Raw genomic sequence first — 25,801 nt, forward strand, 5'->3', positions numbered from 1 at the left:
CCCGGGCTCCGGGTCAGCGGCCGTGCCGGCCACCGGTCGCCGCGCGCCGGCGGACCGACGCGAACAGGGTGGCCGCGCCGAGCGCCAGGGCGGCGGCGCCGCCGACGGCGATGTACGGCGTGGTGCTGTCCCCGCCGGTCTCGGCGAGGTTCTCGGTGCCCCCGCCGGCGGCCTTCACCTGGTTGGGTTCGGCGGCGGCGGTCTCGGGCGCCTCCTCCGGAGCGTCGGGGGTGGCCGCCGGATCCGTCGGGTCCGTGGTGGTCTCCGCGTCCTGGTCGCCGTGGCCGTGGTGCTCGATCGTCGACTTGTCGGCCGCCGCCGCGATCTGCTCCTCGGACGGCGCGGAGGCCTCGGGCGCCGGCGCGGCACCGCCGGCCGCGTCGTCGCCGCCACCGTCGCTGCTGCCGCCGTCGTCGCTGCCGCTGCCGCCACCGGAGCCGCCGAAGGAGACGTCCGAGCAGGAGTAGAACGCCTCCGGGCTGTCCGAGCGCTGCCACACCGCGTACAGCAGGTGCTTGCCGGAGCGCTCCGGCAGCGTGCCGGAGAAGGTGTAGAAGCCGCCCGAGGCGACCGGGTCGGTGGCGGTCGCCACCGGCGCCGACAGGTCCAGGTCACCCCAGCCGAGCGGCTGCGAGGGGTCGTAGCCCGGCTTGGTGATGTACACCTTGAAGGTGCCCTTGTGCGGGGCCGTCACGCGGTACTTGAAGGTGTACGAGCCGCTGTTCACACCGGTCGCGGGCCAGTCGTCGCGGGCCAGGTCCAGGCCCTTGAAGGCCGGGTCGTTGGCGCTGCACAGCTTGCCGTCCGGGATCAGCTCCTGGTGCTTGCCGGCGGCGTTGCCGATGCGGATGCCGTTCCAGTCGTAGAGCGCCTGGGTGCCGCCCGTGGCCACCGCCGCCCTGCACGCCGCCGACTTGGGGTTCTCGGGCCCCTCGGCGTGGCACTGCGACACCCGGCTGACCGGGTCGCCCATCGAACCGTGCGCCGAGGCCGGGGCGGCGGCCAGCGTGGTCAGGGCGAGCGGGGCGAGACCGGCGACGGCGACGGCGGCGGCCCTGCGGGACGCGGACGGTGCGGGCATGCGGAACTCCTCGAAACGGTCACGGGGGACTGGGGAACTCGGGCCGGAACCCGTGGGGTTGATCAGCAAGCTAGCCCCAGGACACCGTGGAATCGCCCGCCGGAGGCGGGCGACGGAGATCCTTATGGTCGCGTTAAGGGACTGCTCAGGCTGGGCTGAGGTAGCTACCGTGCGCGGTATGGAACGAGAACGGGTCCGGCCGGCGGTCGCCTCCGACGTGCCGGCGGTCAAGGCGGTGACCGACGCCGCTTACCGGCCCTACATCGAGCGCATCGGGGTGGTGCCGCAGCCCATGGAGGCGGACCACGCGGCGGACGTGGCGGCGGGGAAGGTCTTCGTCACGGACGAGCCCGGCACCGGCCCCGCGGGGCTCGCGGGTGTCCTGGGGCTCGTGGTCGTGGAGGCGTCGGCAGGCCATCTGTTCCTCGACAGCATCGCCGTCCATCCCGGCGCGCACGGCAGGGGCGTGGGCCGACGGCTGCTGCGGTTCGTGGACGCGCACGCGCGTGCGCTGGGGCTGCCCGAGGTCAGGCTCTGCACGAACGCGCTGATGTGGGAGAACCAGGAGATCTACCCGAGGTACGGGTACGACGTCGTGGAACGCCGAGTGGACGGGCCCTACGACCGCGTCCACTACCGCAAGCGGCTGCTCTGAGGCGTCTCATGGCCGCCCCGCCCGGTCAGCAGCTCTCCGGCCACCAGGTGCGCGCGATGTCCTTGCGGACCTCCGGACGCCTCGAGGCGTGCTCGTCGGTCTCCTCGCGGACTCGGCGGGCGTCGTTCTTCTTCAGGGGCTTCTGCACGGTCAGACGGCGCATGGCTGCCTCCTTACGGATCCACCGGGTTCCGCGTTCTCACGGAGGTAGACCCTTTCCCCGAGACTCACTCATCGATGCATCCCTGTCAGTGGCGGTTGTCACGTTCCCGTGGCCCGACTCCGTTGTCAGTGGTGCCTGTCACGCTGGGCGCATGAGTGGGAACAGTGACGGGACGAACGCGCCGGGTGTCGACTGGCACGCCCTGGCCGCCTCCTTCGACGACGAACCGGACCACGGCCTGCGCGACGCGGACGTACGCCGGGCCTGGGCCGCCCGGTTGGCCTCCTGGCTGCCCGAGCGGCCCGGTGACGTCCTCGACCTGGGCTGCGGCACCGGCAGCCTGTCGCTCCTCGCGGCCGAGCAGGGGCACCGCGTCACCGGCGTCGACCGCTCCCCGGCCATGGTGGAGCTGGCCAGGACCAAACTCGCCGGTCGTGACGCGGTGTTCCTCACCGGTGACGCGGCGGCACCGCCCGTGGGCGAGCAGCGCTTCGACGCCGTGCTGGTCCGGCACGTGCTGTGGACGCTGCCCGGCCCCGGCCGGGTCCTGCGGCACTGGCGGCAGTTGCTGCGCCCCGCGGGACGGCTGGTCCTGGTGGAGGGCGTGTGGGGGAGTGCCGCCCCGGTCGGCATATCCGCCGGCCGGCTCCTCGACCTGCTCGGCCCGCTCGCCGGGCAGGCCCGCGTGGAGCGGCTGTCGGACGACGCGTCGCTGTGGGGCAGAGAGGTGACGGACGAGCGGTACGCGGTGGTGGTGACGTACGGATGACCGGGCGGCGGCGCGCTATGCCAGCAGGGCGGTGAAGCCGTCCCCGCGGGCCAGCCGCTCCAGTTCGTCCAGCGCGGCCACGGCGGCGGCAGCGGCCCCCGGATCCCGGTCCGCCAGCCCGCTCCCGGCGAACTCGTCCTCGTCGAGCCGCCGTACGTCCGTGCCGTCGGCGGAGCGCCACAGGTCCAGGTCGAGGTCCTCGACGACCAGTTCCGTGCCGGTCAGGACGGCGGGGCGGGTGACGTCGCAGTACCAGCCCTTCAGCACCCCGGCCGCGGTGCGGACCTCCTTCACCGCGTACCACCGGTCGCGCCAGTAGTACTCGGTGAAGACGTCCCCGGCCTCGAAGCGCACGAAGCCGAAGTCGCGCACGCCGTCACCGGCCCAGGGGGCGCGGACGGCGAGGCGGGTCCCGTCGTCGTGCAGCAGTGCGGCCGCGTACCGGATCTTCGTCCGGCCCGCCTTGACCAGCACGACGCTCAGCCCGGCCGCCGGCTCAGCCGAGTTCGCGGACATGCCGCACCTCCGTCGCGCAGATCTCGTACCCGAGCCACTTGTTGATGGCGAGCATCGGGCCGTTGTCCGTGTCGTTGCCGGTGAGCGCCTCCGTGTACCCGGCCGCGCGCGCCCGGTGCAGGGAGTCGGTCTTGGCGAGTTTGGCCAGGCCCCGGCCGCGCTGGGAGCGGACCGTGCCCGTCATCGCCGTCGAATACCGGGTGCCGTCGGTGTAGGCGACGCTGAAGGCGGCCGGGCGGCCGTCGACGAGCGCGACGGTGGTCAGTTCACGGTTGAGCAGCGGGTGCCGCCAGGTCTCCGCCAGCCAGGTCTCGTAGTTCGTGAACTCGATCTCGACGTCGCTCGGTTCGTCCGCCACCGTCTCCGCGTCCAGTTCGAACATGGGCCGGGGGTCGTCGGTGAAGTCGGCGGCCGTGCGCAGCTCGACACCCGGGGGAGGGGACCACAGGGGCGGCAGCGTGGCGTGCGACAGGTCCAGCCGGAGGAAATGGGCGGCGCGGCGCCGTTCGTAGCCGTGCCGCTCGGCGAAGGCCAGGTTGGCGGGCCCGTCCAGCGCCCAGGCGTACAGCTTCGTCGCGCCCTCGCCGGCCAGGTACTCCTCGGCCGTCCGCACCAGCAGGCCGCCGGCGCCGCGCCGCAGCCGCTCCGGGTGGACGTAGACGTTCAGGAAGGCCTGACCGGGCTCCGGGCTGTCGTGCACCAGCCCGATCTGGGCCGTGCCGATCACCTCCCCGTCCTCCTCGGCGACCAGGCACCGGCTCCGGGCCCGAGGAGGGGTGTGGGCGAGCCGGTGCACGACGGCCTCCGGCGTCCACAGGATGAACGGCAGGGCGCGGTGGCGGGCATGGGTGAAGGCCGCGACATCGGCCGGATCGTCGGAACGCAGGTCGCGTACGAGAACGGTCATGTGGGCGCACGCTACGGCGGCCGGGCGGTCCGGTGCCTCTCATTTTCCCGGGGACACGGGGATACGGGACAATCACCGGGTGACCTTGAAGATCCGTATCGACGACGGCACACCGCCCTACGAGCAGGTGCGCGCGCAGATTTCCGAACAGGCGCGGTCGGGCGCCCTGCCGGTCGGCCACCGGCTGCCCACCGTGCGCGGACTGGCCGAGTCCCTCGGGCTCGCCGCGAACACGGTCGCCAAGGCGTACCGGGCGCTGGAGGCGGACGGGGTGATCGAGACGCGGGGGCGCAACGGAACGTTCGTCGCTGCCGCGGGCTCTGCGGCGGAGCGGGAGGTGGCCGCCGCGGCCCAGGGGTATGCCGAGCGGGCTCGGCGGCTCGGGGTCAGCGAGGGGGACGCGCTCGGCGCGGTGCGGGATGCCCTGCGGGCGGCTTACGGGTGAGCGCCGTTCGGGTGGGGGTTGCCTTTCGGCTGCGGGTGCGTTGTGGCTTGTCGCGCAGTTCCCCGCGCCCCTTGGGGGCGCGTTCGGGTGACCGTCAGGTTTGATGCGCGGGCCAGATCGGCCAACACCGCCGCGTCTGTCACCGCCGCCGCGTTCGGGTCGTTGTTGAAGTAGGTGTAGACGTCGCTCGTGTTCGGCCAGGTCGTGGCGATGCGGGTGAGCCACGTCGACAGTGACCGGCGGCCGTAGTGCGGCCACGCCGTGGCCCGGCCCTCGTGGAAGCGGACGTAGCCCCAGTCGGTGGTGCGCCACAGGGGTGTGACCGGGCGGGACCGGACGTCCGCCCAGCACAGGGCAGCGTGCCGGGACACGAGGACCTCGCGGACCTCCGGCGTCCACCACGACGGGTGCCGGGGTTCCACCGCGACCCGCGTGCCGGGCGGGAAGCAGGCGAGGCAGGCGTCCAGGAGGGCCGGGTCGGCGCGCAGGGTCGGGGGCAGTTGCAGCAGGACCGGGCCGAGGCGGTCGCCCAGGCCGGCCGCGTGGGTCATCAGGCGGTCGACCGGTTCCGCCGGGTCGCGCAGGCGCTTGATGTGCGTCAGGTAGCGGCTCGCCTTGACCGCGACCGTGAAGTCCGGTGGAACGCGGTCCCGCCATGCCGCGAAGGTCTCCCGGGCGGGCAGGCGGTAGAAGGCATTGTTGATCTCGACCGTCGCGAAGGCCGCCGCGTAGTGCTCCAGCCAGCGCCGGACGGGCAGACCGGGCGGGTAGAAGCTCTCCCGCCAGTCCCGGTACTGCCAGCCCGACGTACCGACGAACAGGGGCATACCCCCATCAAAGCACCGGCTTACAGATACAGCCCGGCGTCCGCTCCCGTCCGCGGCTCCGGCAGCGCGGTCGGCGAGGTGCCCCGGCGCAGTGCGTACAGCTCCGCCAGCGTCGCGCCCTCGCGGCCGATCCCTTCCTCGGTGCCGAGCCAGTCCACCGCCTCCCGCCGGGTGAGCGGGCTGACCTCGATGCGGGCCAGGCAGCGGCCGGGGCGGACGACGGCGGGGTGCAGGCGCTCCAGGTCCTCGTTGGTCGTGACGCCCACCAGGACGTTGCGGCCCTGGCCGAGGAGCCCGTCGGTGAGGTTGAGCAGCCGGGAGAGCGCCTGGCCCGCCGTGTGCTTGGCCTCCCCGCGGATCAGTTCGTCGCAGTCCTCCAGGAGCAGCAGCCGCCAGCGGCCCTTGCCCGCCGCGTCCTCCTCGCCGATGGCGATGTCCATCAGATAGCCGACGTCGGAGAAGAGCCGCTCCGGGTCGAGGACGCAGTCCACCTGGCACCAGTCCCGCCAGGAGCGGGCGAGGGTGCGCAGCGCGGAGGTCTTCCCGGTGCCCGGCGGACCGTGCAGGAGCAGCAGCCGGCCCGCGATGTCCTCGGGCGTCGTCTTCATCAGGCCGTCCATCGCCTCCGCCACCGGCGCCGTGTAGTTGGGCCGGATCTCGTCCCAGGTGCCCGCGGCGATCTGGCGGGTGGTGCGGTGCGGGCCGCGCCGCGGGGAGACGTACCAGAAGCCCATCGTCACGTTCTCCGGCTGCGGTTCGGGCTCGTCCGCCGCTCCGTCCGTCGCCTCGCCGAGCACCTTCTCGGCGAGGTCGGCGCTGGTCGCCGTCACCGTCACGTCGGCGCCCCGGCTCCAGCGCGAGACCAGCAGGGTCCAGCCGTCGCCCTCCGCCAGCGTCGCGCTGCGGTCGTCGTCGCGGGCGATCCGCAAGACGCGTGCGCCCGGTGGCAGCAGCGTGGCGCCGGACCGTACGCGGTCGATGTTCGCCGCGTGCGAGTACGGCTGCTCACCCGTGGCGAAACGGCCGAGGAACAGCGCGTCGACGACGTCGGACGGGGCGTCACTGTCGTCCACGTTGAGCCGGATCGGCAGGACTTCGTGCGGGTTCACGGACATGCCGCCATGATCCGGCACCCGGCCGCCGCGTGCACACGCTTTCCCCGGCACGCGCGGCGCACGGACGCCCGCGGCACCGACACCGGCACCGGCGGTCGTTCAAACCCCATATTTTTCGTCCGAACTTGAACGAGTGTCAGCCAATCCTTGGCATGAACACTTCCAGTCAACGCGCGTAGCCGCTACCACGGTTGTGGCAGCAATCCTGCTAAGGGAGGTTCCATGAGACGTTTCCGACTTGTCGGCATCCTGAGTTCACTCCTCCTCGCCGCCGGCGCGGTCCTCACCGGGGCCGCGACCGCCGAGGCGGCCCAACCCGCCGCATCCGACGGCTATGTGGCCCTCGGCGACTCCTACTCCTCCGGGGTCGGAGCGGGCAGCTACATCGGCTCGAGCGGCGACTGCAAGCGCAGTACGAAGTCCCACCCGTACCTGTGGGCGGCCGCCCACTCACCCTCCACGTTCGACTTCACCGCCTGCTCCGGCGCCCGTACGGGTGATGTTCTCGCCGGACAACTCGGCCCGCTCGGCTCCGGCACCGGCCTCGTGTCGATCAGCATCGGCGGCAACGACGCCGGATTCGCCGACGTCATGATGACGTGCGTGCTCCAGTCCGACAGTTCCTGCCTGTCGCGGATCGCCACCGCGGAGGCGTACGTCGACTCGACGCTGCCCGGCAAGCTCGACGGCGTCTACTCGGCGATCAGCGACAAGGCCCCCAACGCCCACGTCGTCGTCATCGGCTACCCGCGCTTCTACGAGCTCGGCAACGTCTGCGTCGGACTGTCCGAGACCAAGCGCGAGGCGATCAACAAGGCCTCCGACCGCCTCAACACCGTCATCGCCCAGCGCGTCGCCGCGCACGGCTTCACCTTCGGAGACGTCCGCACCACCTTCACCGGCCACGAACTGTGCTCCGGCGACTCCTGGCTGCACAGCGTCAACTGGCTGAACATCGGCGAGTCGTACCACCCCACCGCGGCCGGCCAGTCCGGCGGCTACCTGCCGGTCCTCAACGGCGCCGCCTGACCCGAGTCGGAGGGAGAAGAAGGAGAAGAGGGGAAGAGGGAGGCTCCGTCCGTCGGGGGCTCCCTCTCCAAGTGGCCCAAACCGGTGCGGACGCGACCCCCTGAGACCGGTTCCGACCCGGTGACTGGCGTTTTCGGGCCGCCTGTCCGTAACCCCTGCGGGGGGGGGCGTGCCGTCGCGTGCGCCCGCGCCGACGTCGACGGGCCGGGCACGGTCCGCGGAGAGGGGGACCGGTGGACGCGGACGAGCTGCTGACGCTCGTGGCGGACGGTGACCACAAGGCCTTCGAGGAGCTGTACGGGCTGGTGGCCGGCCCGGTGTTCGGACTCGTACGGCGGGTGGTGCGCGATCCCGCCCAGTCGGAGGAGGTCACACAGGAGGTGCTGCTCGAACTGTGGCGGTCCGCCGCACGGTTCGACCCGCGCCGGGGAAGCGCCCTGTCATGGATCCTCACCGTCGCCCACCGCCGCGCCGTCGACCGGGTGCGCAGCGCCCGCGCGGCCGGCGAACGCGACCGGCGCGAGGCCCGCCGTGCCCACCACCCCGCCTACGACCAGGTCTCGGAGGAGGTCGAGGCCGGACTCGAACGCGAGTGGGTGCGCCGCTGTCTGGACCGGCTGACCGCGCTTCAGCGCCAGTCGGTCACCCTCGCCTACTACGACGGCTACACCTACCGGGAGGTGGCCGAGCGCCTCTCCCTTCCACTGGGCACGGTGAAGACCAGGATGAGGGACGGACTGGGCCGCCTGCGCGACTGCCTGGGAGGTGCCGCATGAGCCCCGCCCGCCGGCTGCCGGGACGCCGCGCCGCCCTCCACTCGCTCGCCGCCCCCTACGCCCTCGACGCCCTGGACGGCGCCGAACGGTTCCGCTTCGAACGGCACCTGGAGCGCTGCGACCGCTGCGCCGCCGAGGTGCGGGCGCTGTCCGAGGACGCCGTCCGGCTGGCCTGGTCCACGGCCGCCCCGGCGCCGCCCGCACTGCGCGAGCGGGTCCTGGCCGCCGTACGCGGCACCGCGCAGGAGCCCACGGCCACGCGCATGCCCACGCCCAGGCCTTCCACTGGGCCCGTGCCGCGGCTGCCGGCCCGGGTGCGGGGCGGCCGGCCGAACGCCGGGCGTTCGCGCGGGCCCCGGCCGCGCCCCCTGCTCGTACCGTTCGCCACGGCGACGGCCGCCGCGGCGCTCGTGGTCGCCTCGCTCTTCGCCGTGCAGGCGGGCCGCACCCGGGACGAGCTGAACACCGCACGGGACCGGGCACGTGAGATCGCCCACGTTCTCGCGGCCCCGGACGCCCGCGCCGCCAGGGACGCGGACGAGCGGGGCCGCGGTGTAGCGGTGGTCGCCTCCGCGTCCGAGGGGCGCGCGGTGGTCACCCTGAGCGGGTACGGCGAGCCGCCGGGCGACCGCGTGCGCCAACTGTGGCTGATGCGCCCCGGCGCCGCGCCGCGCTCCCTCGGGCTGTTCGACGGCGACACGCCCCTGATCGCGTCGGGACTGAGCCTCGCCGCCACGTCACTCGCGGTGACGGTCGAGCCCGCCGGGGGATCGGCCCTGCCGACGACCGGGCCGGTTGTCCAACTCACCCTGGAATCTGTTGGATTCGGAGAGTAATCGTCAACCCCCTTACGGGGAAGGTGAATCCTGTGACCGCGATACACGCATGCCGTACCGGGGCGATAGGGTTACTCTGCCCGGGCCGGGTGGACTCGTACGGGTGGGGAGTGACATGGAACAGATAACAGTGCGCAGCAGGGCAAGGGTCCCTGCCATCACCTGCGGAAGCAGCGCGACCAGCTCGCGCCTCGACCGTCATCTCGCGGTACTCGGAGGGCCTGCCCTCCCGCCGCGGGAGACCGTGGAGGCGACATCGCTGATGCGTGAGCTGACCGCGCGTGAGCCCGCGCACAAGCGCAGCAACAGGGGCGTCCGGGTACGCCGGGTCTCGCTGTTCGCGCCGCTGCGCCGCCTGCGCCGTTCGCTGTTCGGCAGCAACTGAGGCCCGCGCACCGGAGGTCACACCCTCCCGGCGCGGCGCCGCGGCACTCGTCCGTCATCCCCACGGCACGCAGCGGCGCCCCGGCGTGCTCCCCGAGCGCGGGCCGTCCCCGGCAGACCCGGCCCCGTACGCCCGTCCCGTGCGCGTGCTCACCCTTCCCGTCCCGCGTCCGCGTTCCGCCGTCTCCCCACCGGCGGTGACGCTCCCCGGGCCGCTCAGCGGGCCCCGTGCGCGTACCGGCGCACGGCGAGCGGGACGAACACCGCGAGCAGTACCGCACACCAGGCGAGCGACCCCGCCACGGGATGCGTCACCGGCCAGGCGGCGCCCTCCGGCACGGGCGCGTTGCCGAAGAGGTCCCGCAGCGCCGTGGTGACCGCGCTGATCGGGTTCCACTCGGCGACCGTGCGCAGCCACCCCGGCAGTCCGTCGGTCGGGATGTAGGCGTTGGACAGCAGCGGAAGGATGAAGGTCGCACCGCCCAGTTGACCGGCGGCCTCCTCGTTGCGGGTGAGCAGCCCCAGGAAGATGCCGATCCACGTCGTCGCGAACCGGAACAGCAGCAGCAGCCCGAGCGCGCCCACCGCGCCCGGCGCACCGCCCTCCACCCGCCAGCCCACCGCGAGCCCGACCAGCAGCAGGGGCACCGTCCCGGCGGCCGTCACGAGCACGTCGGCGACCGACTGTCCGAGCGGCACGGCGGCCCGGCTCACCGGCAGGGTGCGCAGCCGGTCCGTCACGCCCCGGTGGGTGTCCTGGGCGGCCTGGAACATGCCGGTCATGATGCCGTTCGCGGCGGTGGCGACCAGCAACCCCGGCACCAGGAAGGCCCGGTACTCCGCGCCCGGCATCGCCAGCGCGCTGCCGAAGACGTAGCCGAAGAACAGCAGCATGGTGATCGGCATGGTCTGGGTGAGGATCAGCAGCCCCGGATTGTTCCGCGCCCGCCGCAACTGGCGGCCCAGCATGGCCGCCCCGTCGTACGCCAGGCCGTGTGCCGAGCCGTACGGCCCCGTCGTCACCGTGCTCATGCCACCAGCTCCTTGCTGCCGCCGCCGTTGCCGCCGGTCAGGCGGAGGAAGACGTCGTCGAGGGTCGGTGGCCGCAGGCTCGCGTCCACCAGGGGGACGCCCGCCGCGTCGAGTGCGCGCACCAGGCGGGGCAGGGTCAGGGTCGGATCGGTGCTGACGACGCCGACGGTGCGCCGCTCGCCGTCGAGGACCGGCTCCGCGCCGGTCAGCCGGTCCAGGACCCCCGCCGCCCGCGCCAGGGCGTCCGCGTCCGCGACGACCGCCTCCGCGTACGCCCCCACCAGCGCCTTCAGTTCGGCCGGCGACCCGGTGTGCGCGACCCGGCCCCGGTCCATCAGGGCGATGTCGTCGGCGAGGCGGTCGGCCTCCTCCAGATACTGCGTGGTGAGCAGCACGGTCGTGCCCTCCTCCTTCAGGGCGCGCACCGCCTCCCAGATGCGATTGCGGCTGGCCGGGTCGAGTCCGGTCGTCGGTTCGTCCAGGAACAGCACCTCGGGGCGGCGCACCAGGCTCGCGGCCAGGTCGAGACGGCGCCGCATGCCCCCGGACAGGGTGGTAGCGGGCCGGTCGGCGGCGTCGGCCAGGCCGAAGCGCTCCAGCAGTTCGTCGGCGCGCGCCGCCGCGTCCCGCACCCGGTGCAGGCGGGCGAACAGCCGCAGGTTCTGCCGCCCGGTGAGGTCCCCGTCCACCGAGGCGTACTGCCCGGTCACCCCGATCAGGCGGCGCACCGCGGCCGCCTCCCGCACCAGGTCGTGCCCGGCGATCCGGGCCGACCCCGCGTCCGGCCGCAGCAGCGTCGTCAGCAGCCGGACCGCCGTGGTCTTGCCCGCCCCGTTCGGCCCGAGCAGCCCGCACACCGTGCCCTCGGCCACCGCGAGATCCAGGCCGCGCAGCGCCCGCACGGTGCCGAAGCGCTTCTCCAGACCTTCACTAAGTACAGCGTACGTAGTCGTCATGCGTCGACCATAGCGCACTACGTACGGTGTACGTAACTAGGATGGTGACCGAGGTGATGCACGATGGCGGGCCGAGCGGCCGTACCCGAAGTGATCTGGTCGCGCCCCGAGCGCACCGGCCGGGGGCCGAGACCGGCGTACACCCGCGCCGACATCGCCGCCGCGTCGGTGCGGATCGCCGACGCCGAGGGCCTGGACGCGGTCTCGATGCGCCGCGTCGCCGGGGAACTGGGCTGCGGCACCATGTCGCTGTACAACTACGTCCCCCGCAAGGAGGACCTGTACGAGCTGATGATGGACACGGTCAGCGGCGAGCACGAGTTGTGGGAACCGAGCGGCGACTGGCGCGCGGACATGGTCCGGGTCGCCCACCAGACCCGCGCCCTGATGCACCGCCACACCTGGCTGCCCCGCCTGATGTCCCCCGTCTACGGCTTCAGCCCCAACGCCCTGCGCTACCTCGAGCACTGCCTGGCCTGCCTCGACCCCTTCGAGGCGCCCTACGGCACCAAGATGGAGCTGGTCGCGATGGTCAACGGCGTCGTGACCACATACGTCGGCAACGAGATCGCCACCGTCGAGCGCACCCGCTCGCTGCCCTGGTCCCAGGAGCAGGAGAACGCGGTGCGCATCGCCTACCTCGGCCGGCAGGTCGCGAGCGGCGCCTATCCGCGGCTGGCGGCGTCCTTCGCCGAGGACGCGGGGCCGATCGACCTGGAGGGGGTCTTCGAGCGGGCGCTGACGCGGGTGCTGGACGGGTTCGCCTGAGCGGGACCGCCGACTCCGCCGGGGTCACAGCAGCGCCAGCTGCCCCTCCGGTCCCTCCTCCCGGTCGTCCAGGACGGAGGCCGGCCGGCGGGCCGCGGCCGGCACCGGCAGGACGCCCGCCTCGCGCAGCTCGCCCGCGGTGATCCCGTCGCCGACCGTCAGCTCCCGGCAGCGGTCCCGCACTTCGGCCAGCAGGGCGAGGACCGTGATCAGCTCCAGCAGCTCGGACGTCCAGGTCTGGGGCCAGCCGGCCGGGCGGATCGCCGGCAGCGTGCCCGGCTCGGCCTCCGCCGTGCGGGCCGCGAACCACTGCTCGAGCACCCGGACCCCGCCCACCTCGAAGTCCCAGGCCCCGGGCGGCACGGGCGAGACACGGCCCTCGTCCAGGAAGAGGGCCTCCTCGTCCCGGTCGTAGCGCAGGGTCCCCGGGCGCGGGGGCAGCGGGGCGCGGACGTACGGGCGGCGGCCGCCGGGCAGCTTGGGGCGCTCGCCGTCACGGCGCATCAGCCACAGCGCGCGCCGGCCCAGGCCGACCCCGCGCTCCCACAGCGCCGGGTCCGCGGTGAGCGGGACCAGCGCGCCGGGCCGCACGGCCGCCACCGACCAGGCGAGCACGTCCAGCGGACCGGGGCGCTCACCGAGGCGGGCGGCCAGGTGGTCCAGGAGACCCGGGGCGAGGTTGGGCTCCGCGCCGCCGGGACGGCGGTACAGCGGACGGATCCGGGCGGGGCCGAACACCGGCAGCAGCGAGGTCGCGAGCAGCAGCGGCCCACCGGCGGCCTCGGGCGCCTCCACCACGAACACCTGCCGTTCGTCCGCCACCCGCCACAGCTCCGGACGGGCCGCGTCGATCAGCCGGTGGTCGGGAATCAGCCACTGCTCGTCGAACGGCGCCCGCAGCACCCGGACCGGCTCCGGGCACGGCCCCGAGGCGCGCGCCAGCCGCTCGGTGCCCCCGGCACCGCCCGGCAGCCGCCCGACCGCCGAATGCGGCGTGCGCGAGCGGGTCGGCTCGAACAGGGCCGCGCGGTCGGGCCCCTCGGCCTTCACCAGGGCCTCCCAGCGGGCCTTCAGGGACCTCGCGTCGGGAGCCGCCGGCCACCCCCGGCCGAGCCGCGGCGGTGCGACGGACCACGGCATGAGGTCCGCCAGCGGCGGGGCGTCGTCGTGCGTCACGCCGGGCATCGTACGACGGGGCGCCGCACCCTCACGTGGCATCCAGGGTGACCGTGAAGGAGAAGCGGTCGCCGCGGTAGTGGATGACGGCCACGTCGAGGACCCGGCCGTCGGTGTCGTAGGTGATGCCCGTGTAGTGCAGGATCGGGCTGAGCAGCGGGACTTCGAGCAGCCGCGCCGTCTCCGGGTCCGCGAGCCGCGCCTCGACGGTGTCCGTGATCCGGCTGATGTCCATGCCCACCACGTCCCGCAGCACCTTCGTCATCGGCCACCGGACGAGGTCGTCCAGGTCGATGCGCGCGGCCAGTTCGGGACGGATGTAGTTGCGGGCGTGGTTGGTCGGCTCGCCCGTCTTCTCGTCGCAGCGCAGCCGGTGGTACAGCGCCACCTCCGGCACCCGGGGGAAGTACTCGGCGAGTTCGGACGGCACCGGCGCGGTGCCGTGATCCAGCAGCTCGGCCTTCATCCCGGACTGCTGGGCCACGATCGCGTCCACCGAGCCGAGCAGCCGCACCGGGGAGCCCCGGCGGGCGTGCGGCTCGATGAACGTGCCCCGCCGGCGGTGGCGGGTGATCAGCCCCTCGTCCTCCAGTTCCTTCAGCGCCTGCCGCATGGTCAGCACGCTCACCCCGTAGTGCCCGGCCAGCTGCTCCTCGGTGGGCAGGCGCAGCGGGTCCCGGGGCGAGCGGCCGAGTATCGAGGCGCGCAGCGACTGCGACACCTGGTACCAGAGCGGCAGCTTGCGGTTCAGGACGATGGAGTCCGGGGCGAAGGAGGTCACGGGCCATCCGTACCGGTAGGGGAAACCTCAGTGCAAGGGGCGGAAGTGCCGCTCCAGGCCCTGCCAGACGTCGTCGTAGCGGGGCTGGAGGTGCTCGGCGCGGGCCGCGTGAGGGGTGAGGGTCACCGGCCACCGGGTCTCGAACATGAACGCCAGCCCGTCGTCGATCCGCTGCGGCTTCAGCTCGGCGGCGCTCGCCCGGTCGAAGGTCTCCCGGTCCGGGCCGTGCGCCGACATCATGTTGTGCAGCGAACCGCCGCCCGGTACGAAGCCTTCCGCCTTGGCGTCGTAGGCGCCCTCGATCAGGCCCATGTACTCGCTCATCACGTTCCGGTGGAAGTACGGCGGCCGGAAGGTGTCCTCGCCCACCAGCCAGCGCGGCGCGAACACCACGAAGTCCACGCCCGCCAGGCCCGGCGTGTCCGACGGAGAGGTGAGCACGGTGAAGATCGACGGGTCCGGGTGGTCGTAGGAGATGGTGCCGATGACGTTGAAACGGCGCAGGTCGTAGACGTAGGGCACGTGGTTGCCGTGCCAGGCGACCACGTCCAGCGGGGAGTGGTCGTACTCGGCGGTCCAGAGGTTGCCGCAGAACTTGTTGACCACCTCCACCGGGCCCGCCGTGCTCTCGTCGTCCTCGTAGGCGGCGACCGGCGCCCGGAAGTCCCGGGCGTTGGCCAGGCCGTTGGCGCCGATCGGGCCGAGGTCGGGGAGCTGGAACGGCGCGCCGTAGTTCTCGCAGACGTAGCCGCGGGCGTCCGCGTCCAGCAGCTGGACGCGGAAGCGGACCCCGCGCGGGATCAGCGCCACGTCCCCCGGCTCGGCGTGCAGCAGCCCGAACTCGGTGCGCAGCAGCAGGCCGCCGCGCTCCGGGACGATCAGCAGCTCGCCGTCCGCGTCGCTGAAGACGCGCTCCATGGAGGCGGTCGCGTGGTAGAGGTGCACGGCCATGCCGGTGCGCTGGGTCGCGTCGCCGTTGCCGCCGATCGTCCACAGTCCCTCGACGAAGTCCGTGGCGGGCCCGGGCGTCGGCAGCGGGTTCCACCGCAGGCGGTTCGGGTCCGGCACGGCCTGGTTGAAGGGCGCCGTGCGGATCGTGCCGTTGCCCGCGCGGGTGAACGCCGGGTGCGCGGCCGAGGGCCGGATCCGGTACAGCCACGAACGCCGGTTGTGCGCCCTCGGCTCCGTGAACGCCGTGCCGCTCAGCTGCTCCGCGTACAGGCCCAGCGGTGCCCGCTGCGGCGAGTTCCGGCCCTCGGGCAGTGCGCCCGCCACGGCCTCCGAGCTGTGCTCGTTGCCGAAACCGGACAGATAGGCCAGCCCCTCGGCGGTCTTCCGCGCGTCCCCGCTCATCGCTCGCTCCCTCGCAACCCGAATCCTCGCAACCTGATTCCTATGGCACACCGTAGGATTGCGGTTTCCCCAGCGCAAGAGGGCACTCCCGCAAGAGGGCACTCGCGTGGGGCCGCAGGAGAGGACTTCCCCGCTTCCCTCCTTCCTGGCCGTCCGTCGCGAGGATGACCGGAACCACACCCCTGGGGGATCCGGACTGTCGGACCCGTGTTCTAGTCTCACGTCATGTCGTGGACGCGGGGAGTGCTTGCCGTGCTCGCGGTCTGTGTCCTGCTGTTGACGGGATCGGCGGGCTGCGGCTCCGGTGACGTGGATGAGCCGGCCGGAGAATCGGTCGCGCCGGTGGGCAAGCTGCTCGACGCCACCGACGAGCAGGGCCGGCGCTATCGCGAGGTGGACGCCGAGCACGCGCCCGAGGTCGGGATCGAGGTGCAGCCCGAGGCCGACGACACCTGGGACGTCCGCCTGACCGTCCGCGACTTCAGGTTCTCGCCGGACGGCACGGAGGAGCAGGCGGTGGCCGGCCGCGGCGTGGCCCACCTCTTCCTCGACGGCGACCACCTCACCCGTCTGCGCGGCCCCCGCTACCGCCTCGCCCCCGACCTGGTGTCACGCGGCACCCACCAGCTCACGGTCCGCCTGTACGCCGACGACGGCACCGTCTGGGCCGTCGACGGCGAGCCCGTCGAGAGCACGGCGGACATCACGGCGTCGGACGCCGAGCCGACCGGGGCGACCGAGCCGGAGGAGATCGAGGGCCGGACGGTCACCGAACCGGCGGCGGAGCGGTGACGGCGGCCGCCGTCCGCCCCCGGCGCCCTCAGGGGCGGGATCCGCGAGGCGCACCCCGCCGTACCGGAGGCGGCGGTTCACCCGACCGGCCCCGCAGGGCATCATGAGGACCGTGTCCCACGCGACCCCGCTCCGCCGTGCCCCCGTGCAGCGCCGCAGCGCCGAACGGCTCACCCGGATCCTCGACGCCTGCGCCGACCTCCTCGACGAGGTCGGGTACGACGCCCTGAGCACCCGGGCCGTGGCGCTGCGCGCGGACGTTCCCATCGGGTCGGTCTACCGCTTCTTCGGCAACAAGCGGCAGATGGCCGACGCCCTGGCCCAGCGCAACCTGGAACGCTACGTGGAACGCGTGACCGAACGGCTGACGGAGACGGACTCGGGGCCGGACGGCGGCGGCTGGCGTGCCGCGCTGGACGCCGTGCTCGACGAATACCTCGCGATGAAGCGGACCGCGCCCGGCTTCTCCCTGATCGACTTCGGCAACCAGATCCCGGTCGGCGACCGCCACGCCGTCCCCAACCACCGCGTCGCCGAGCGGCTCACCGAGCTGCTCTCCGGCTACCTGGGCCGCCGCCCCGACGACGACATGCGCCGTGTCTTCCTCGTCGCCGTGGAGACCGCCGACACCCTCGTGCAGCTCGCCTTCCGGGTCGCACCCCACGGGGACGAGAAGATCATCGAGGAGGCCCGGGAGCTGCTGCGGGCCTATCTGGGACGCGTACTCGACTGACGGGACGGGAACGGGGCGGGACGGGACGACCGGTGACGTCCAGACGTCCGGCCGACCCCTCCCCAACATGCGTACCGGTCGGTATGCTCACTCGGGACGAGCGCCACCGCCGCGTCCCGGGAGGACCCGTGCCCCGCACCGCCCTGCGCATCTGCCCCCTCTGCGAGGCCACCTGCGGCCTGGCCCTCACCGTCGACGGCAGCACGGTCACGGCTGCCCGGGGCGACCGCGACGACGTCTTCAGCCGCGGCTTCGTCTGCCCCAAGGGCGCCGCCTTCGGGGCCGTCGACTCCGACCCCGACCGGCTGCGCACGCCCCTGGTGCGCAAGGACGGCGTCCTGCGCGAGGCCGGCTGGGAGGAGGCGTTCGACGCGGTAGCCGCCGGTGTCCGGCCGGTCGTCGAGCGGTACGGGCCGCACGCCGTCGGCGTCGTCCTCGGCAACCCCAACGTCCACACCATGGCCGGCGCCCTCTACCCGAACGTCCTGCTCGGCGCCCTCGGCACCCGCAGCGTCTTCACCGCGTCCACCCTCGACCAGATGCCCAAGCACGTCTCCAGCGGCCTGCTCTTCGGCGACGCCAACGCCATCCCGGTGCCCGACCTCGACCGCACCGACCACCTGCTGCTCATCGGCGCCAACCCGCTGGAGTCCAACGGCAGTCTGTGCACCGCACCCGACTTCCCCGGCCGCCTCAAGGCCCTCAAGGCCCGCGGCGGCACCCTCACCGTCGTCGACCCGCGCCGCACCCGCACCGCGAAGCTCGCCGACCGGCACGTGGCGATCCGCCCCGGCACCGACGCGCTGCTGCTCGCGGCGATGGTCCACGTGCTGTACGAGGAGGACCTGGCCGACCTCGGCGCCCTCGTCCCGCACGTCGAGGGGACCGACGACGTCCGGGACGCCGTACGCGACTTCACCCCCGAGTCCGTCGCCGCCGCCTGCGACGTGGACGCCGACGTGACGCGCGCCCTCGCCCGCGCACTCGCCGCCGCCCCCACCGCCGCCGTCTACGGCCGCATCGGCAGCTGCACCGTCCCGCACGGCACCCTCGCCAGCTGGCTCGTGGACGTCCTCAACATCCTCACCGGCAACCTCGACCGGCCCGGCGGCGCCCTCTTCCCGCAGGCCGCCACCGACCGGACCCCGCGCCCCGCCGGACCCGGCCGCGGGTTCGCCCTGGGCCGCTGGCACTCCCGGGTGAGCGGACACCCCGAGGCGAAGGGCGAACTGCCGCTGTCCGCCCTCGCCGAGGAGATCGACACCGCGACCGACGCGGGCGAACCTGTCCGCGCGCTGCTCGCCGTCGCCGCCAACCCGGTCCTGTCCGCGCCCGACGGCGACCGGCTCGACAAGGCACTGGGCTCCCTCGACTTCATGGTGAGCGTCGACCCGTACCTCAACGAGACCTCCCGCCACGCCCACGTCGTCCTGCCGCCGCCCCCGCCGTCCCAGAGCCCGCACCACGACTTCGCCTTCAACACCCTCGCCGTGCGCAACCAGGTCCGCTACACCCGCCCCGCGGTCCCGCTGGAGCCCGGCAGGACGGCCGAGACGGAGATCCTCGCCCGGCTCACCCTCGCCGTCACCGGCATGCACGGCGCCGACCCCGCCGCCGTCGACGCCATGGTGATCGAGCAGACCCTCGCCAAGGCCGTGCGCGAGCCGCACTCACCCGTGCACGGCCGCGACCCCGGCGAACTCACCGCCCTGCTCACCGGCGAGAACGGCCCCGAACGCCGCCTCGACCTGATGCTGCGCCTCGGCCCCTACGGCGACGGCTTCGGCGCCCGGCCGGACGGGCTGACCCTCGCACGCCTCCTCGCCCACCCGCACGGCATCGACCTCGGCCCGCTGCGCCCGCGCCTGCCGCAGCCGCTGAAGACCCGCAGCGGCAAGGTGGAGCTGCTCCCGGAACCGATCGCCGCCGACCTGCCGCGCCTGCGCCAGGCCCTCGCCGAAGCCGGCCGGCCCGCCGGGCTCGTCCTCGTCGGCCGCCGCCACCTGCGCTCCAACAACAGCTGGATGCACAACATCCCGGTCCTCACCGGCGGTTCCAACCGCTGCACCCTGCACCTGCACCCCGAGGACGCCGCACGGCTGGGCGTGCGCGACGCGCAGCCCGTGCGCGTGAAGGGGCCCGGGGGAGCGGTGACCGCCCCCGCCGAGGTCACCGACACCGTCCGCCCCGGCGTGGTCAGCCTTCCGCACGGCTGGGGCCACGACCGGCCCGGCACCCGCCAGACCCACGCCGCCGGCGATCCCGGAGTCAACGTCAACCAGCTCCTCGACGGCAGCATGCTCGACCCGCTCTCGGGCAACGCCGTCCTCAACGGCGTACCCGTAACGCTCACACCGCTGACCGACGCAAAGCTGTGACCTGGAGTTTCGCGCTTATTGCTCGCATGTCAACGTCTTGTTAACGCTCCATGGCGCCACCTAACGTCGCTCGCGACCGCCTGCCCCGGTGGGATGTTCAAGGGCGAACGTTAGGTACTCACTCATGCTGACCATCCTCGGCTTCGCCATGATCGCGACCTTCCTGGTCCTGATCATGATGAAGAAGATGTCGCCGATCGCGGCGCTCGTGCTGATCCCCGCATTGTTCTGCGTGATCGTCGGCAAGGGCGCCCATCTCGGCGACTACGTCATCGACGGCGTGTCCAGCCTCGCCCCCACCGCGGCGATGCTCATGTTCGCGATCGTCTACTTCGGGGTGATGATCGACGTCGGGCTCTTCGACCCGATCGTCCGGGCCATCCTGAAGTTCTGCAAGGCCGACCCGATGCGCATCGTCGTCGGCACGGCGCTGCTCGCCGCGATCGTCTCGCTGGACGGCGACGGCTCCACCACCTTCATGATCACGGTCTCGGCGATGTACCCGCTGTACAAGCGGCTCAAGATGAGCCTGGTCGTGATGACCGGCGTCGCCGCGATGGCCAACGGTGTGATGAACACGCTGCCCTGGGGCGGCCCCACCGCCCGCGCCGCCACCGCGCTGAAGGTCGACGCCACCGACATCTTCGTCCCCATGATCCCGGCCCTGGCCGTCGGCCTCGTCGCGGTCGTCGTCCTGGCGTACGTGCTCGGTCTGCGTGAGCGCAGGCGGGTGGGCACGCTGTCGCTGGACGGGGCGCAGGTGCGGGAGCCCGAGCCGGAGAGCGAGACGGTGCTGGTCGGTGCGGGTGCGGGTGCGGGTGCGGCCTCCGGGGTGTCCGGTGCGCGTTCCGGTGCCGGTGCCGGTGCCGGTGCTGGCGCCGGTGTTGGTGGGGCTCGCGGTGTCGTGGGCGGCTCCGGCGAGGCGGGCGACCTGGATGCCGAGTCCGGTCGTGACGGGACCGGTGACGGGGCCGACGACGACTTCAAGGGCCTCGACCCGAACCGGCCCACCCTGCGGCCCAAGCTGTACTGGTTCAACGCGCTGCTCACGGTCGCGCTGCTCACCGCCATGATCATGGAGCTGCTGCCGATCCCGGTGCTCTTCCTGATCGGCGCCGCGCTCGCCCTCACCGTCAACTTCCCGCACATCCCCGACCAGAAGGCCCGCATCGCGGCCCACGCCGACAACGTCCTCAACGTCTCCGGCATGGTCTTCGCCGCCGCCGTCTTCACCGGTGTCCTCACCGGCACCGGCATGGTCGACCACATGGCCAACTGGCTCGTGGACACCATCCCCGACGGCATGGGCCCGCAGATGGGCCTGGTCACCGGACTGCTGAGCCTGCCGCTGACCTACTTCATGTCGAACGACGGCTTCTACTTCGGCGTCCTGCCGGTGCTCGCCGAGGCGGGCCAGGCGCACGGCGTGTCGACGCTGGAGATCGCCCGCGCCTCGATCGTCGGCCAGCCGCTGCACATGTCCAGCCCGCTCGTCCCGGCCGTGTACGTCCTGGTCGGCATGGCCAAGGTCGAGTTCGGCGACCACACGCGGTTCGTGGTGAAGTGGGCCGTCCTGACGAGCCTGGTGATCCTCGCGGCGGGCATCCTGTTCGGCATCATCTGACCGACGGGAACAACCGACGGAGAACAACCGACGGAGAGCGTCGGATCATCGGAAGGGAACACGATCATGGTGCCCGGTGGGAACCGCGGCTGGCTGCTCCGCCTCGTCATCGCCTTCGGCTTCGCACAGGCCGCGGTGTCGATGGCCCGGCCCGCCGTCTCCTACCGGGCCCTCGCGCTGGGCGCCGACGAACGGGCCGTCGGTGTCATCGCCGGTGTGTACGCGCTGCTGCCGCTGTTCGCCGCCGTTCCGCTGGGCCGCCGCACCGACCACGGCCGCTGTGCGCCGCTACTGCCCGTCGGGGTGGTGCTCATCGCCGGGGGCTGCGCGCTGAGCGGCGTCGCCGGGTCCCTGTGGGCGATGGCCCTGTGGAGCGGTGTGATGGGCCTCGGGCACCTCTGCTTCGTGATCGGCGCCCAGTCCCTGGTCGCCCGCCAGTCCGCGCCGCACGAACAGGACCGCAACTTCGGCCACTTCACCATCGGCGCCTCGCTCGGCCAGCTGATCGGCCCCATCGCCGCGGGCGCGTTGATCGGCGGCCCCGACATGGCCGGCAGCAGCGCGCTCGCCCTGGTGGTGGCGGGCGCGGGAGCGGCGGTCGCCTTCACGTCCCTGTGGCGCATAGAGCACCCGGGGGCCGCCAAGTCCCGTACGCGGCAGGGTGCGCGTGTCCCGGTGGGCGGCATCCTGCGGGCCCGGGGCGTGCCCGCGGGCATCCTGATCAGTCTCTCGGTGCTGTCCGCGACCGACATCCTCACCGCCTACCTGCCGGTGGTCGGCGAACACCGGGGGATCTCCCCGGCCGTGATCGGCGTACTGCTCAGCCTGCGGGCCGCCGCCACGATCGCCTGCCGCCTCGTGCTGACGCCCCTGCTGCGGCTGCTCGGCCGCACGGTGCTGCTCACCGTCACCTGTCTGCTGGCCGCCCTGCTGTGCGCCGGCGTCGCGCTGCCGGTGCCGGTGTGGGCGCTCGCCGCGATGCTGGTCGTCCTCGGCTTCTGCCTGGGCGTCGGGCAGCCCCTGTCCATGACGACGGTCGTGCAGGCGGCCCCCGACGAGGCGCGCTCCACGGCCCTCGCGCTGCGCCTGACCGGCAACCGGCTCGGCCAGGTCGCCGCACCCGCCGCCGCGGGTTTGATCGCGGGCGTCGCGGGCGTGGCCGCGCCGTTCGTGATGCTGGGTGCCCTGCTGCTGCTCTCCTCGGGCGTCGCCCTGCGGGCCCCCTCGGCGGACCTGGCCGACCGGCGGCGTCCGGCGGTCGGGCAGGATGTCCCGGACCGGGCCGGCGGACGCCGGCCGTGCCGGGAACCGAAGGGATGAGCATGATCCTCATCGTCCTGTCCGCCGTCCTGCTCCTCGTCGTCGGCGGCTGCGCCTGCGTCGTGTGGGCGGCCCGCGGCGGCCCGCCCTGGACGCGCGCGGTAGCGACGGCGACCCTGGCGGCGGGCGAGCTGGTCCGATCCTCCCGCCGCTCGGGCGGCCGCCGCGGCGGCGGCGACTCGGACGGCTCGTCGGACGGCTGACCCGGTGGCTGGAACGGCCGTTGGTCCGGCGGCTGGTCCGGCGGCTGATCCGGTGGCTGCCACGACTATCGATCGGGCCGCCGACACGGCCGTCGATCGGGCGGCCGACACGGTGGCCGGTCCCGGCATGATCGCGTCGTGAGACGCCCCGCCCCCTGAATCCGGCCGTCCGCTTTCTCACCAGATGGACGGTCGCGCCGAGATGTCGTCCGGTGTCTTCCCCCGGCCGGGCACGGTCCGTTAACTTCCGTGACTCATACGCCCCGTACGACCCGCACGAGGGCGACCGACCGCGGAGCACCAGCGCTCAGTGAGCCCCGGGGGCACCTCCATGACACGCGCCATCTCCCTGCACGACGTGAGCAAGACCTACGCGCGAGGCGTCCGCGTGGTGGACCGGCTGTCGCTGGACATCGCGCCGGGCGAGTTCCTCGTCCTTCTGGGTCCCTCCGGCTGCGGCAAGTCGACCGTGCTGCGCATGATCGCCGGGCTGGAGGAGATCACCGACGGGGAGCTGATGCTGGACGGCGCCTACGCCAACGACCTGCTCCCGGCCGAGCGGCGCATGGCCATGGTCTTCCAGAACTTCGCCCTGTACCCCAACATGACCACCCGCGGGAACATCGGCTTCCCGCTGCGCGTCGAGGACCCGCAGACCGACCACACCCCCCGCGTGGACGCCACCGCCCGGATGCTGGGCATCGAGGACCTGCTCGACCGCTTTCCCGCCCAGCTCTCCGGCGGCGAACGCCAGCGGGTCGCCATGGGCCGGGCCATCTCCCGCCACCCCAGCGCCTTCCTGATGGACGAGCCGCTGTCCAACCTCGACGCCAAACTCCGCAACCACCTGCGCGCCGAGATCACCCGGCTGACCCGGGAGCTGGGCGTCACCACGATCTACGTCACCCACGACCAGTCCGAGGCCATGTCCCTCGGCGACCGCGTCGCCGTGCTGCGCGGCGGGATCCTGCAGCAGGTGGACACCCCGCGCGCCGTCTACGCCCTGCCCCGCAACGTCTTCGTCGCCGCCTTCATCGGCACCCCGCGCATCAACCTGCTGCGCGGCCTCGTCCGCGCCCCGCTGGACGGGGCGATGACCATCAGCCTCGGCAAGCAGTTCCTGCGCCTGCCCGAACCGCTCTCCCTGGACCACCAGTTGCTCCGCGTCCAGCAGGGCCGCGAGGTGATCGTGGGCCTGCGCTCGGAGGCCGTACGGATCGCCAAGCCCTCGTCCGCCCGCCCCGGCGAGGTGCTGCTCACCGGGCTCGTGGAGCACGTCGAGTTCCAGGGGCACGAGGTGCTCGTGCACTTCAACACCGGTTCACGGCCGGCCGTCGTGCCCGACCTGGAGGCCCCGCGCGTGGCGACCCGCCCGGACAGGCGCCGCCGCCGCGACGGCACGGTCCTGGAGCGGCTGAGGGAGCGGGCGGGTGCGCTGCGCGCCGGTCCGGTGGTCGTCATGGACGAACCGCAGGAGCCCGAGCCCGCCGTCACCACCCCCGACGGCCGCCTCCCCGGCGACCTGATCGTCCGGACCACCCCCGACATCGACCTCCGCCACGGCATGCAGGTGCCCCTGCTCGTCGACCTCGCCCACCTGTTCGTCTTCGACCAGCACGGCGACCGCATCTGCCCGGCTCCGGCGCATCTGCCCGAGCTGGAGGAGTGATCCCGCACAGATTCCGCACTGCGGGAGGGTGAGCCGCGCCACCATCGGGGGAGCCCCTGGTGCCGTAAAACTATCGGCGCTAGTTTGGGGTTGACGACGAGGCCCGCCCGGAAGGAACGCGATGAAGGCACACGACGGCATGTACATCGACGGAGCCTGGCGCCCCGCCGACGGCCGGGACACGATCGACGTCGTGAACCCGGCCGACGAGCAGGTGATCGGCCGCGTCCCCGCGGGCAACGCCCTGGACGTCGACACCGCCGTACGGGCCGCCCGCGCCGCGCTGCCCGGCTGGGCCGCCACCCCGCCCGCCGAACGCGCCGCACGCCTGGCCGCCCTGCGGGACGTACTGGTGGAGCGCAAGGACGAGATCGCCGAGACGGTCACCGCCGAACTGGGCTCCCCGCCGAAGCTCTCGCAGGCCGTGCACGCCGCCGTCCCCGTCGCGGTCGCCGGGTCCTACGCCGAGCTGGCGGCGACGTACGCCTTCGAGGAGAAGGCCGGCACGTCCGTCGTGCACCACGAGCCGGTCGGCGTGGTCGGTGCCATCACCCCCTGGAACTACCCGCTCCACCAGATCGTCGCCAAGGTCGCCCCGGCGCTCGCGGCCGGCTGCACGATCGTGCTCAAGCCCGCCGAGGACACCCCGCTCACCGCCCAGCTCTTCGCCGAGGCGGTGCACGAGGCGGGCGTCCCGGCCGGCGTCTTCAACCTGGTCACCGGCCTCGGCCCGGTCGCCGGACAGGCCCTCGCCGAGCACCCGGGTGTCGACCTGGTCTCCTTCACCGGCTCCACCGCCGTCGGCCGCCGCATCGGCGCCACCGCGGGCGCCGCCGTCAAGCGGGTCGCCCTCGAACTCGGCGGCAAGTCCGCCAACGTGATCCTTCCGAGCGCCGACCTCGCCAAGGCGGTCAACGTCGGCGTCGCCAACGTCATGTCCAACTCCGGCCAGACGTGCAGCGCCTGGACCCGCATGCTGGTCCACCGCGACCAGTACGACGAGGCCGTGTCGCTCGCCGCCGAGGCCGCCGCGAAGTACGGCGACCGGATCGGCCCCGTCGTCAACGCCAAGCAGCAGGAGCGGGTGCGCGGCTACATCGAGAAGGGCGTCGCCGAGGGCGCGCGCCTGGTCGCGGGTGGCCCCGAAGCCCCGCGCGAGCAGGGGTACTTCGTCAGCCCGACGGTCTTCGCCGACGTCACCGAGGAGATGACCATCGCCCAGGAGGAGATCTTCGGGCCGGTCCTGTCCATCCTCCGCTACGAGGACGAGGACGACGCCCTGCGCATCGCCAACGGCACGGTCTACGGCCTCGCCGGCGCCGTCTGGGCCGGGGACGAGGCCGAGGCGGTCGCCTTCGCCCGCCGGATGGACACCGGGCAGGTCGACATCAACGGCGGCCGGTTCAACCCGCTGGCGCCCTTCGGCGGCTACAAGCAGTCGGGCGTGGGCCGCGAACTGGGCGCCCACGGGCTCGCCGAGTACCTCCAGACCAAGTCCCTCCAGTACTAGCCC

27 protein-coding genes are annotated in these 25,801 nt (G+C 73.2%); 16 read left to right on the top strand and 11 right to left on the bottom strand.

Annotated elements, in window-relative coordinates; all coding sequences use genetic code 11:
* Positions 1–13: 13 nt before the first annotated feature.
* Entirely contained in the window at positions 14–1,081 is a 1,068-nt protein-coding gene (locus OHA99_RS29495) for a lytic polysaccharide monooxygenase (protein ID WP_405698369.1), read from the bottom strand.
* 178 nt (positions 1,082–1,259) lie between these two features.
* On the opposite strand from OHA99_RS29495, the gene OHA99_RS29500 reads away from it, so the two are divergent.
* Positions 1,260–1,736, top strand: coding sequence for a GNAT family N-acetyltransferase (locus OHA99_RS29500; protein ID WP_405698370.1), 477 nt, complete (start codon positions 1,260–1,262; stop codon positions 1,734–1,736).
* A 25-nt stretch (positions 1,737–1,761) separates the two neighbouring features.
* Here the strand turns inward: OHA99_RS29500 and OHA99_RS29505 are convergent, their stop codons facing one another.
* Positions 1,762–1,899: a hypothetical protein gene (locus OHA99_RS29505; protein WP_007447922.1), complete on the bottom strand. Its 138-nt coding sequence runs from the start codon at positions 1,897–1,899 to the stop codon at positions 1,762–1,764.
* A gap of 151 nt (positions 1,900–2,050) precedes the next feature.
* Here OHA99_RS29505 and OHA99_RS29510 point away from each other — a divergent pair, with 151 nt between their 5' ends.
* Positions 2,051–2,668 carry a class I SAM-dependent methyltransferase gene (locus tag OHA99_RS29510; RefSeq protein ID WP_405698371.1) on the top strand — a complete coding sequence of 206 codons (618 nt, stop codon included), beginning with the start codon at positions 2,051–2,053 and terminating at the stop codon, positions 2,666–2,668.
* A 15-nt stretch (positions 2,669–2,683) separates the two neighbouring features.
* Here OHA99_RS29510 and OHA99_RS29515 read toward each other — a convergent pair whose 3' ends face one another.
* Both OHA99_RS29515 and OHA99_RS29520 read right to left on the bottom strand, forming a co-directional pair.
* Positions 2,684–3,184, bottom strand: coding sequence for a DUF402 domain-containing protein (locus OHA99_RS29515; RefSeq protein ID WP_153180579.1), 501 nt, complete (start codon positions 3,182–3,184; stop codon positions 2,684–2,686).
* Positions 3,165–4,091, bottom strand: a complete 927-nt coding sequence (locus OHA99_RS29520; protein WP_153180580.1) for a GNAT family N-acetyltransferase — start codon at positions 4,089–4,091, stop codon at positions 3,165–3,167. Before OHA99_RS29520 ends, OHA99_RS29515 begins: the two co-directional genes overlap by 20 nt.
* Before the next feature lie 79 nt (positions 4,092–4,170).
* Between OHA99_RS29520 and OHA99_RS29525 the strand changes: the two genes are divergently transcribed.
* Entirely contained in the window at positions 4,171–4,536 is a 366-nt protein-coding gene (locus OHA99_RS29525) for a GntR family transcriptional regulator (RefSeq protein ID WP_164385311.1), read from the top strand.
* Here the strand turns inward: OHA99_RS29525 and OHA99_RS29530 are convergent.
* A complete protein-coding gene (locus OHA99_RS29530; protein WP_381498304.1) occupies positions 4,527–5,363 on the bottom strand; it encodes a DUF72 domain-containing protein in 837 nt (278 codons plus the stop codon). The two genes, OHA99_RS29525 and OHA99_RS29530, sit on opposite strands and share 10 nt — an antisense overlap.
* A 20-nt stretch (positions 5,364–5,383) precedes the next feature.
* Positions 5,384–6,478: a DUF5925 domain-containing protein gene (locus tag OHA99_RS29535; RefSeq protein WP_153180583.1), complete on the bottom strand. Its 1,095-nt coding sequence runs from the start codon at positions 6,476–6,478 to the stop codon at positions 5,384–5,386.
* A gap of 222 nt (positions 6,479–6,700) precedes the next feature.
* Here OHA99_RS29535 and OHA99_RS29540 point away from each other — a divergent pair, with 222 nt between their 5' ends.
* The 4 genes from OHA99_RS29540 (at position 6,701) to OHA99_RS29555 (ending at position 9,504) form a co-directional block, all read left to right on the top strand.
* Positions 6,701–7,507, top strand: coding sequence for an SGNH/GDSL hydrolase family protein (locus OHA99_RS29540; protein WP_366473238.1), 807 nt, complete (start codon positions 6,701–6,703; stop codon positions 7,505–7,507).
* Between the two features lie 233 nt (positions 7,508–7,740).
* Positions 7,741–8,283 carry a sigma-70 family RNA polymerase sigma factor gene (locus tag OHA99_RS29545; RefSeq protein WP_153180585.1) on the top strand — a complete coding sequence of 181 codons (543 nt, stop codon included), beginning with the start codon at positions 7,741–7,743 and terminating at the stop codon, positions 8,281–8,283.
* A complete protein-coding gene (locus OHA99_RS29550) occupies positions 8,280–9,119 on the top strand; it encodes an anti-sigma factor (protein WP_366473237.1) in 840 nt (279 codons plus the stop codon). Before OHA99_RS29545 ends, OHA99_RS29550 begins: the two co-directional genes overlap by 4 nt.
* Before the next feature lie 115 nt (positions 9,120–9,234).
* Positions 9,235–9,504 carry a hypothetical protein gene (locus OHA99_RS29555; protein ID WP_153180587.1) on the top strand — a complete coding sequence of 90 codons (270 nt, stop codon included), beginning with the start codon at positions 9,235–9,237 and terminating at the stop codon, positions 9,502–9,504.
* Positions 9,505–9,719: 215 nt separating this feature from the next.
* Here the strand turns inward: OHA99_RS29555 and OHA99_RS29560 are convergent, their stop codons facing one another.
* Positions 9,720–10,535 (bottom strand): ABC transporter permease, encoded by an 816-nt coding sequence (locus tag OHA99_RS29560; protein WP_405698372.1) that lies wholly within the window; start codon positions 10,533–10,535, stop codon positions 9,720–9,722.
* The gene (locus OHA99_RS29565; RefSeq protein ID WP_405698373.1) at positions 10,532–11,491 is read right to left on the bottom strand and encodes an ATP-binding cassette domain-containing protein; all 960 of its coding nucleotides are present in this window, start codon (positions 11,489–11,491) and stop codon (positions 10,532–10,534) included. Before OHA99_RS29565 ends, OHA99_RS29560 begins: the two co-directional genes overlap by 4 nt.
* 63 nt (positions 11,492–11,554) lie before the next feature.
* Here OHA99_RS29565 and OHA99_RS29570 point away from each other — a divergent pair, with 63 nt between their 5' ends.
* Positions 11,555–12,259 carry a TetR/AcrR family transcriptional regulator gene (locus tag OHA99_RS29570; protein WP_153180590.1) on the top strand — a complete coding sequence of 235 codons (705 nt, stop codon included), beginning with the start codon at positions 11,555–11,557 and terminating at the stop codon, positions 12,257–12,259.
* A gap of 24 nt (positions 12,260–12,283) precedes the next feature.
* On the opposite strand, the gene OHA99_RS29575 is transcribed toward OHA99_RS29570, so the two are convergent.
* From OHA99_RS29575 to hmgA, 3 genes are read right to left on the bottom strand one after another with little or no spacing between them, the layout of a single operon-like run.
* On the bottom strand, positions 12,284–13,444 hold the full coding sequence (locus OHA99_RS29575) for a type ISP restriction/modification enzyme (RefSeq protein ID WP_405698374.1): 1,161 nt from the start codon (positions 13,442–13,444) through the stop codon (positions 12,284–12,286).
* Positions 13,445–13,466: 22 nt separating this feature from the next.
* On the bottom strand, positions 13,467–14,216 hold the full coding sequence (locus tag OHA99_RS29580) for a GntR family transcriptional regulator (RefSeq protein ID WP_164385321.1): 750 nt from the start codon (positions 14,214–14,216) through the stop codon (positions 13,467–13,469).
* 27 nt (positions 14,217–14,243) lie between these two features.
* Entirely contained in the window at positions 14,244–15,569 is a 1,326-nt protein-coding gene (hmgA, locus tag OHA99_RS29585) for a homogentisate 1,2-dioxygenase (protein ID WP_405698375.1), read from the bottom strand.
* Between the two features lie 225 nt (positions 15,570–15,794).
* On the opposite strand from hmgA, the gene OHA99_RS29590 reads away from it, so the two are divergent.
* From OHA99_RS29590 to OHA99_RS29625, 8 genes are all read left to right on the top strand, one after another.
* Entirely contained in the window at positions 15,795–16,361 is a 567-nt protein-coding gene (locus OHA99_RS29590) for a hypothetical protein (RefSeq protein ID WP_153180594.1), read from the top strand.
* Between the two features lie 103 nt (positions 16,362–16,464).
* A complete protein-coding gene (locus tag OHA99_RS29595; protein ID WP_153180595.1) occupies positions 16,465–17,094 on the top strand; it encodes a TetR/AcrR family transcriptional regulator in 630 nt (209 codons plus the stop codon).
* A gap of 128 nt (positions 17,095–17,222) precedes the next feature.
* Positions 17,223–19,472 (top strand): molybdopterin-dependent oxidoreductase, encoded by a 2,250-nt coding sequence (locus OHA99_RS29600; RefSeq protein WP_366473234.1) that lies wholly within the window; start codon positions 17,223–17,225, stop codon positions 19,470–19,472.
* 124 nt (positions 19,473–19,596) lie between these two features.
* On the top strand, positions 19,597–21,096 hold the full coding sequence (locus OHA99_RS29605; protein ID WP_405698376.1) for a CitMHS family transporter: 1,500 nt from the start codon (positions 19,597–19,599) through the stop codon (positions 21,094–21,096).
* Between the two features lie 66 nt (positions 21,097–21,162).
* A complete protein-coding gene (locus OHA99_RS29610; protein ID WP_282881079.1) occupies positions 21,163–22,416 on the top strand; it encodes an MFS transporter in 1,254 nt (417 codons plus the stop codon).
* Positions 22,413–22,619 carry a hypothetical protein gene (locus OHA99_RS29615; RefSeq protein ID WP_405698377.1) on the top strand — a complete coding sequence of 69 codons (207 nt, stop codon included), beginning with the start codon at positions 22,413–22,415 and terminating at the stop codon, positions 22,617–22,619. The genes OHA99_RS29610 and OHA99_RS29615 overlap by 4 nt, the downstream gene beginning before the upstream one ends.
* 331 nt (positions 22,620–22,950) lie before the next feature.
* The gene (locus OHA99_RS29620; RefSeq protein WP_153180599.1) at positions 22,951–24,288 is read left to right on the top strand and encodes an ABC transporter ATP-binding protein; all 1,338 of its coding nucleotides are present in this window, start codon (positions 22,951–22,953) and stop codon (positions 24,286–24,288) included.
* Positions 24,289–24,409: 121 nt separating this feature from the next.
* A complete protein-coding gene (locus OHA99_RS29625) occupies positions 24,410–25,798 on the top strand; it encodes an aldehyde dehydrogenase family protein (protein WP_153180600.1) in 1,389 nt (462 codons plus the stop codon).
* Positions 25,799–25,801: the final 3 nt, after the last annotated feature.

It is taken from the genome of Streptomyces coelicoflavus (assembly GCF_045041415.1).
GTDB lineage: Bacteria > Actinomycetota > Actinomycetes > Streptomycetales > Streptomycetaceae > Streptomyces > Streptomyces coelicoflavus.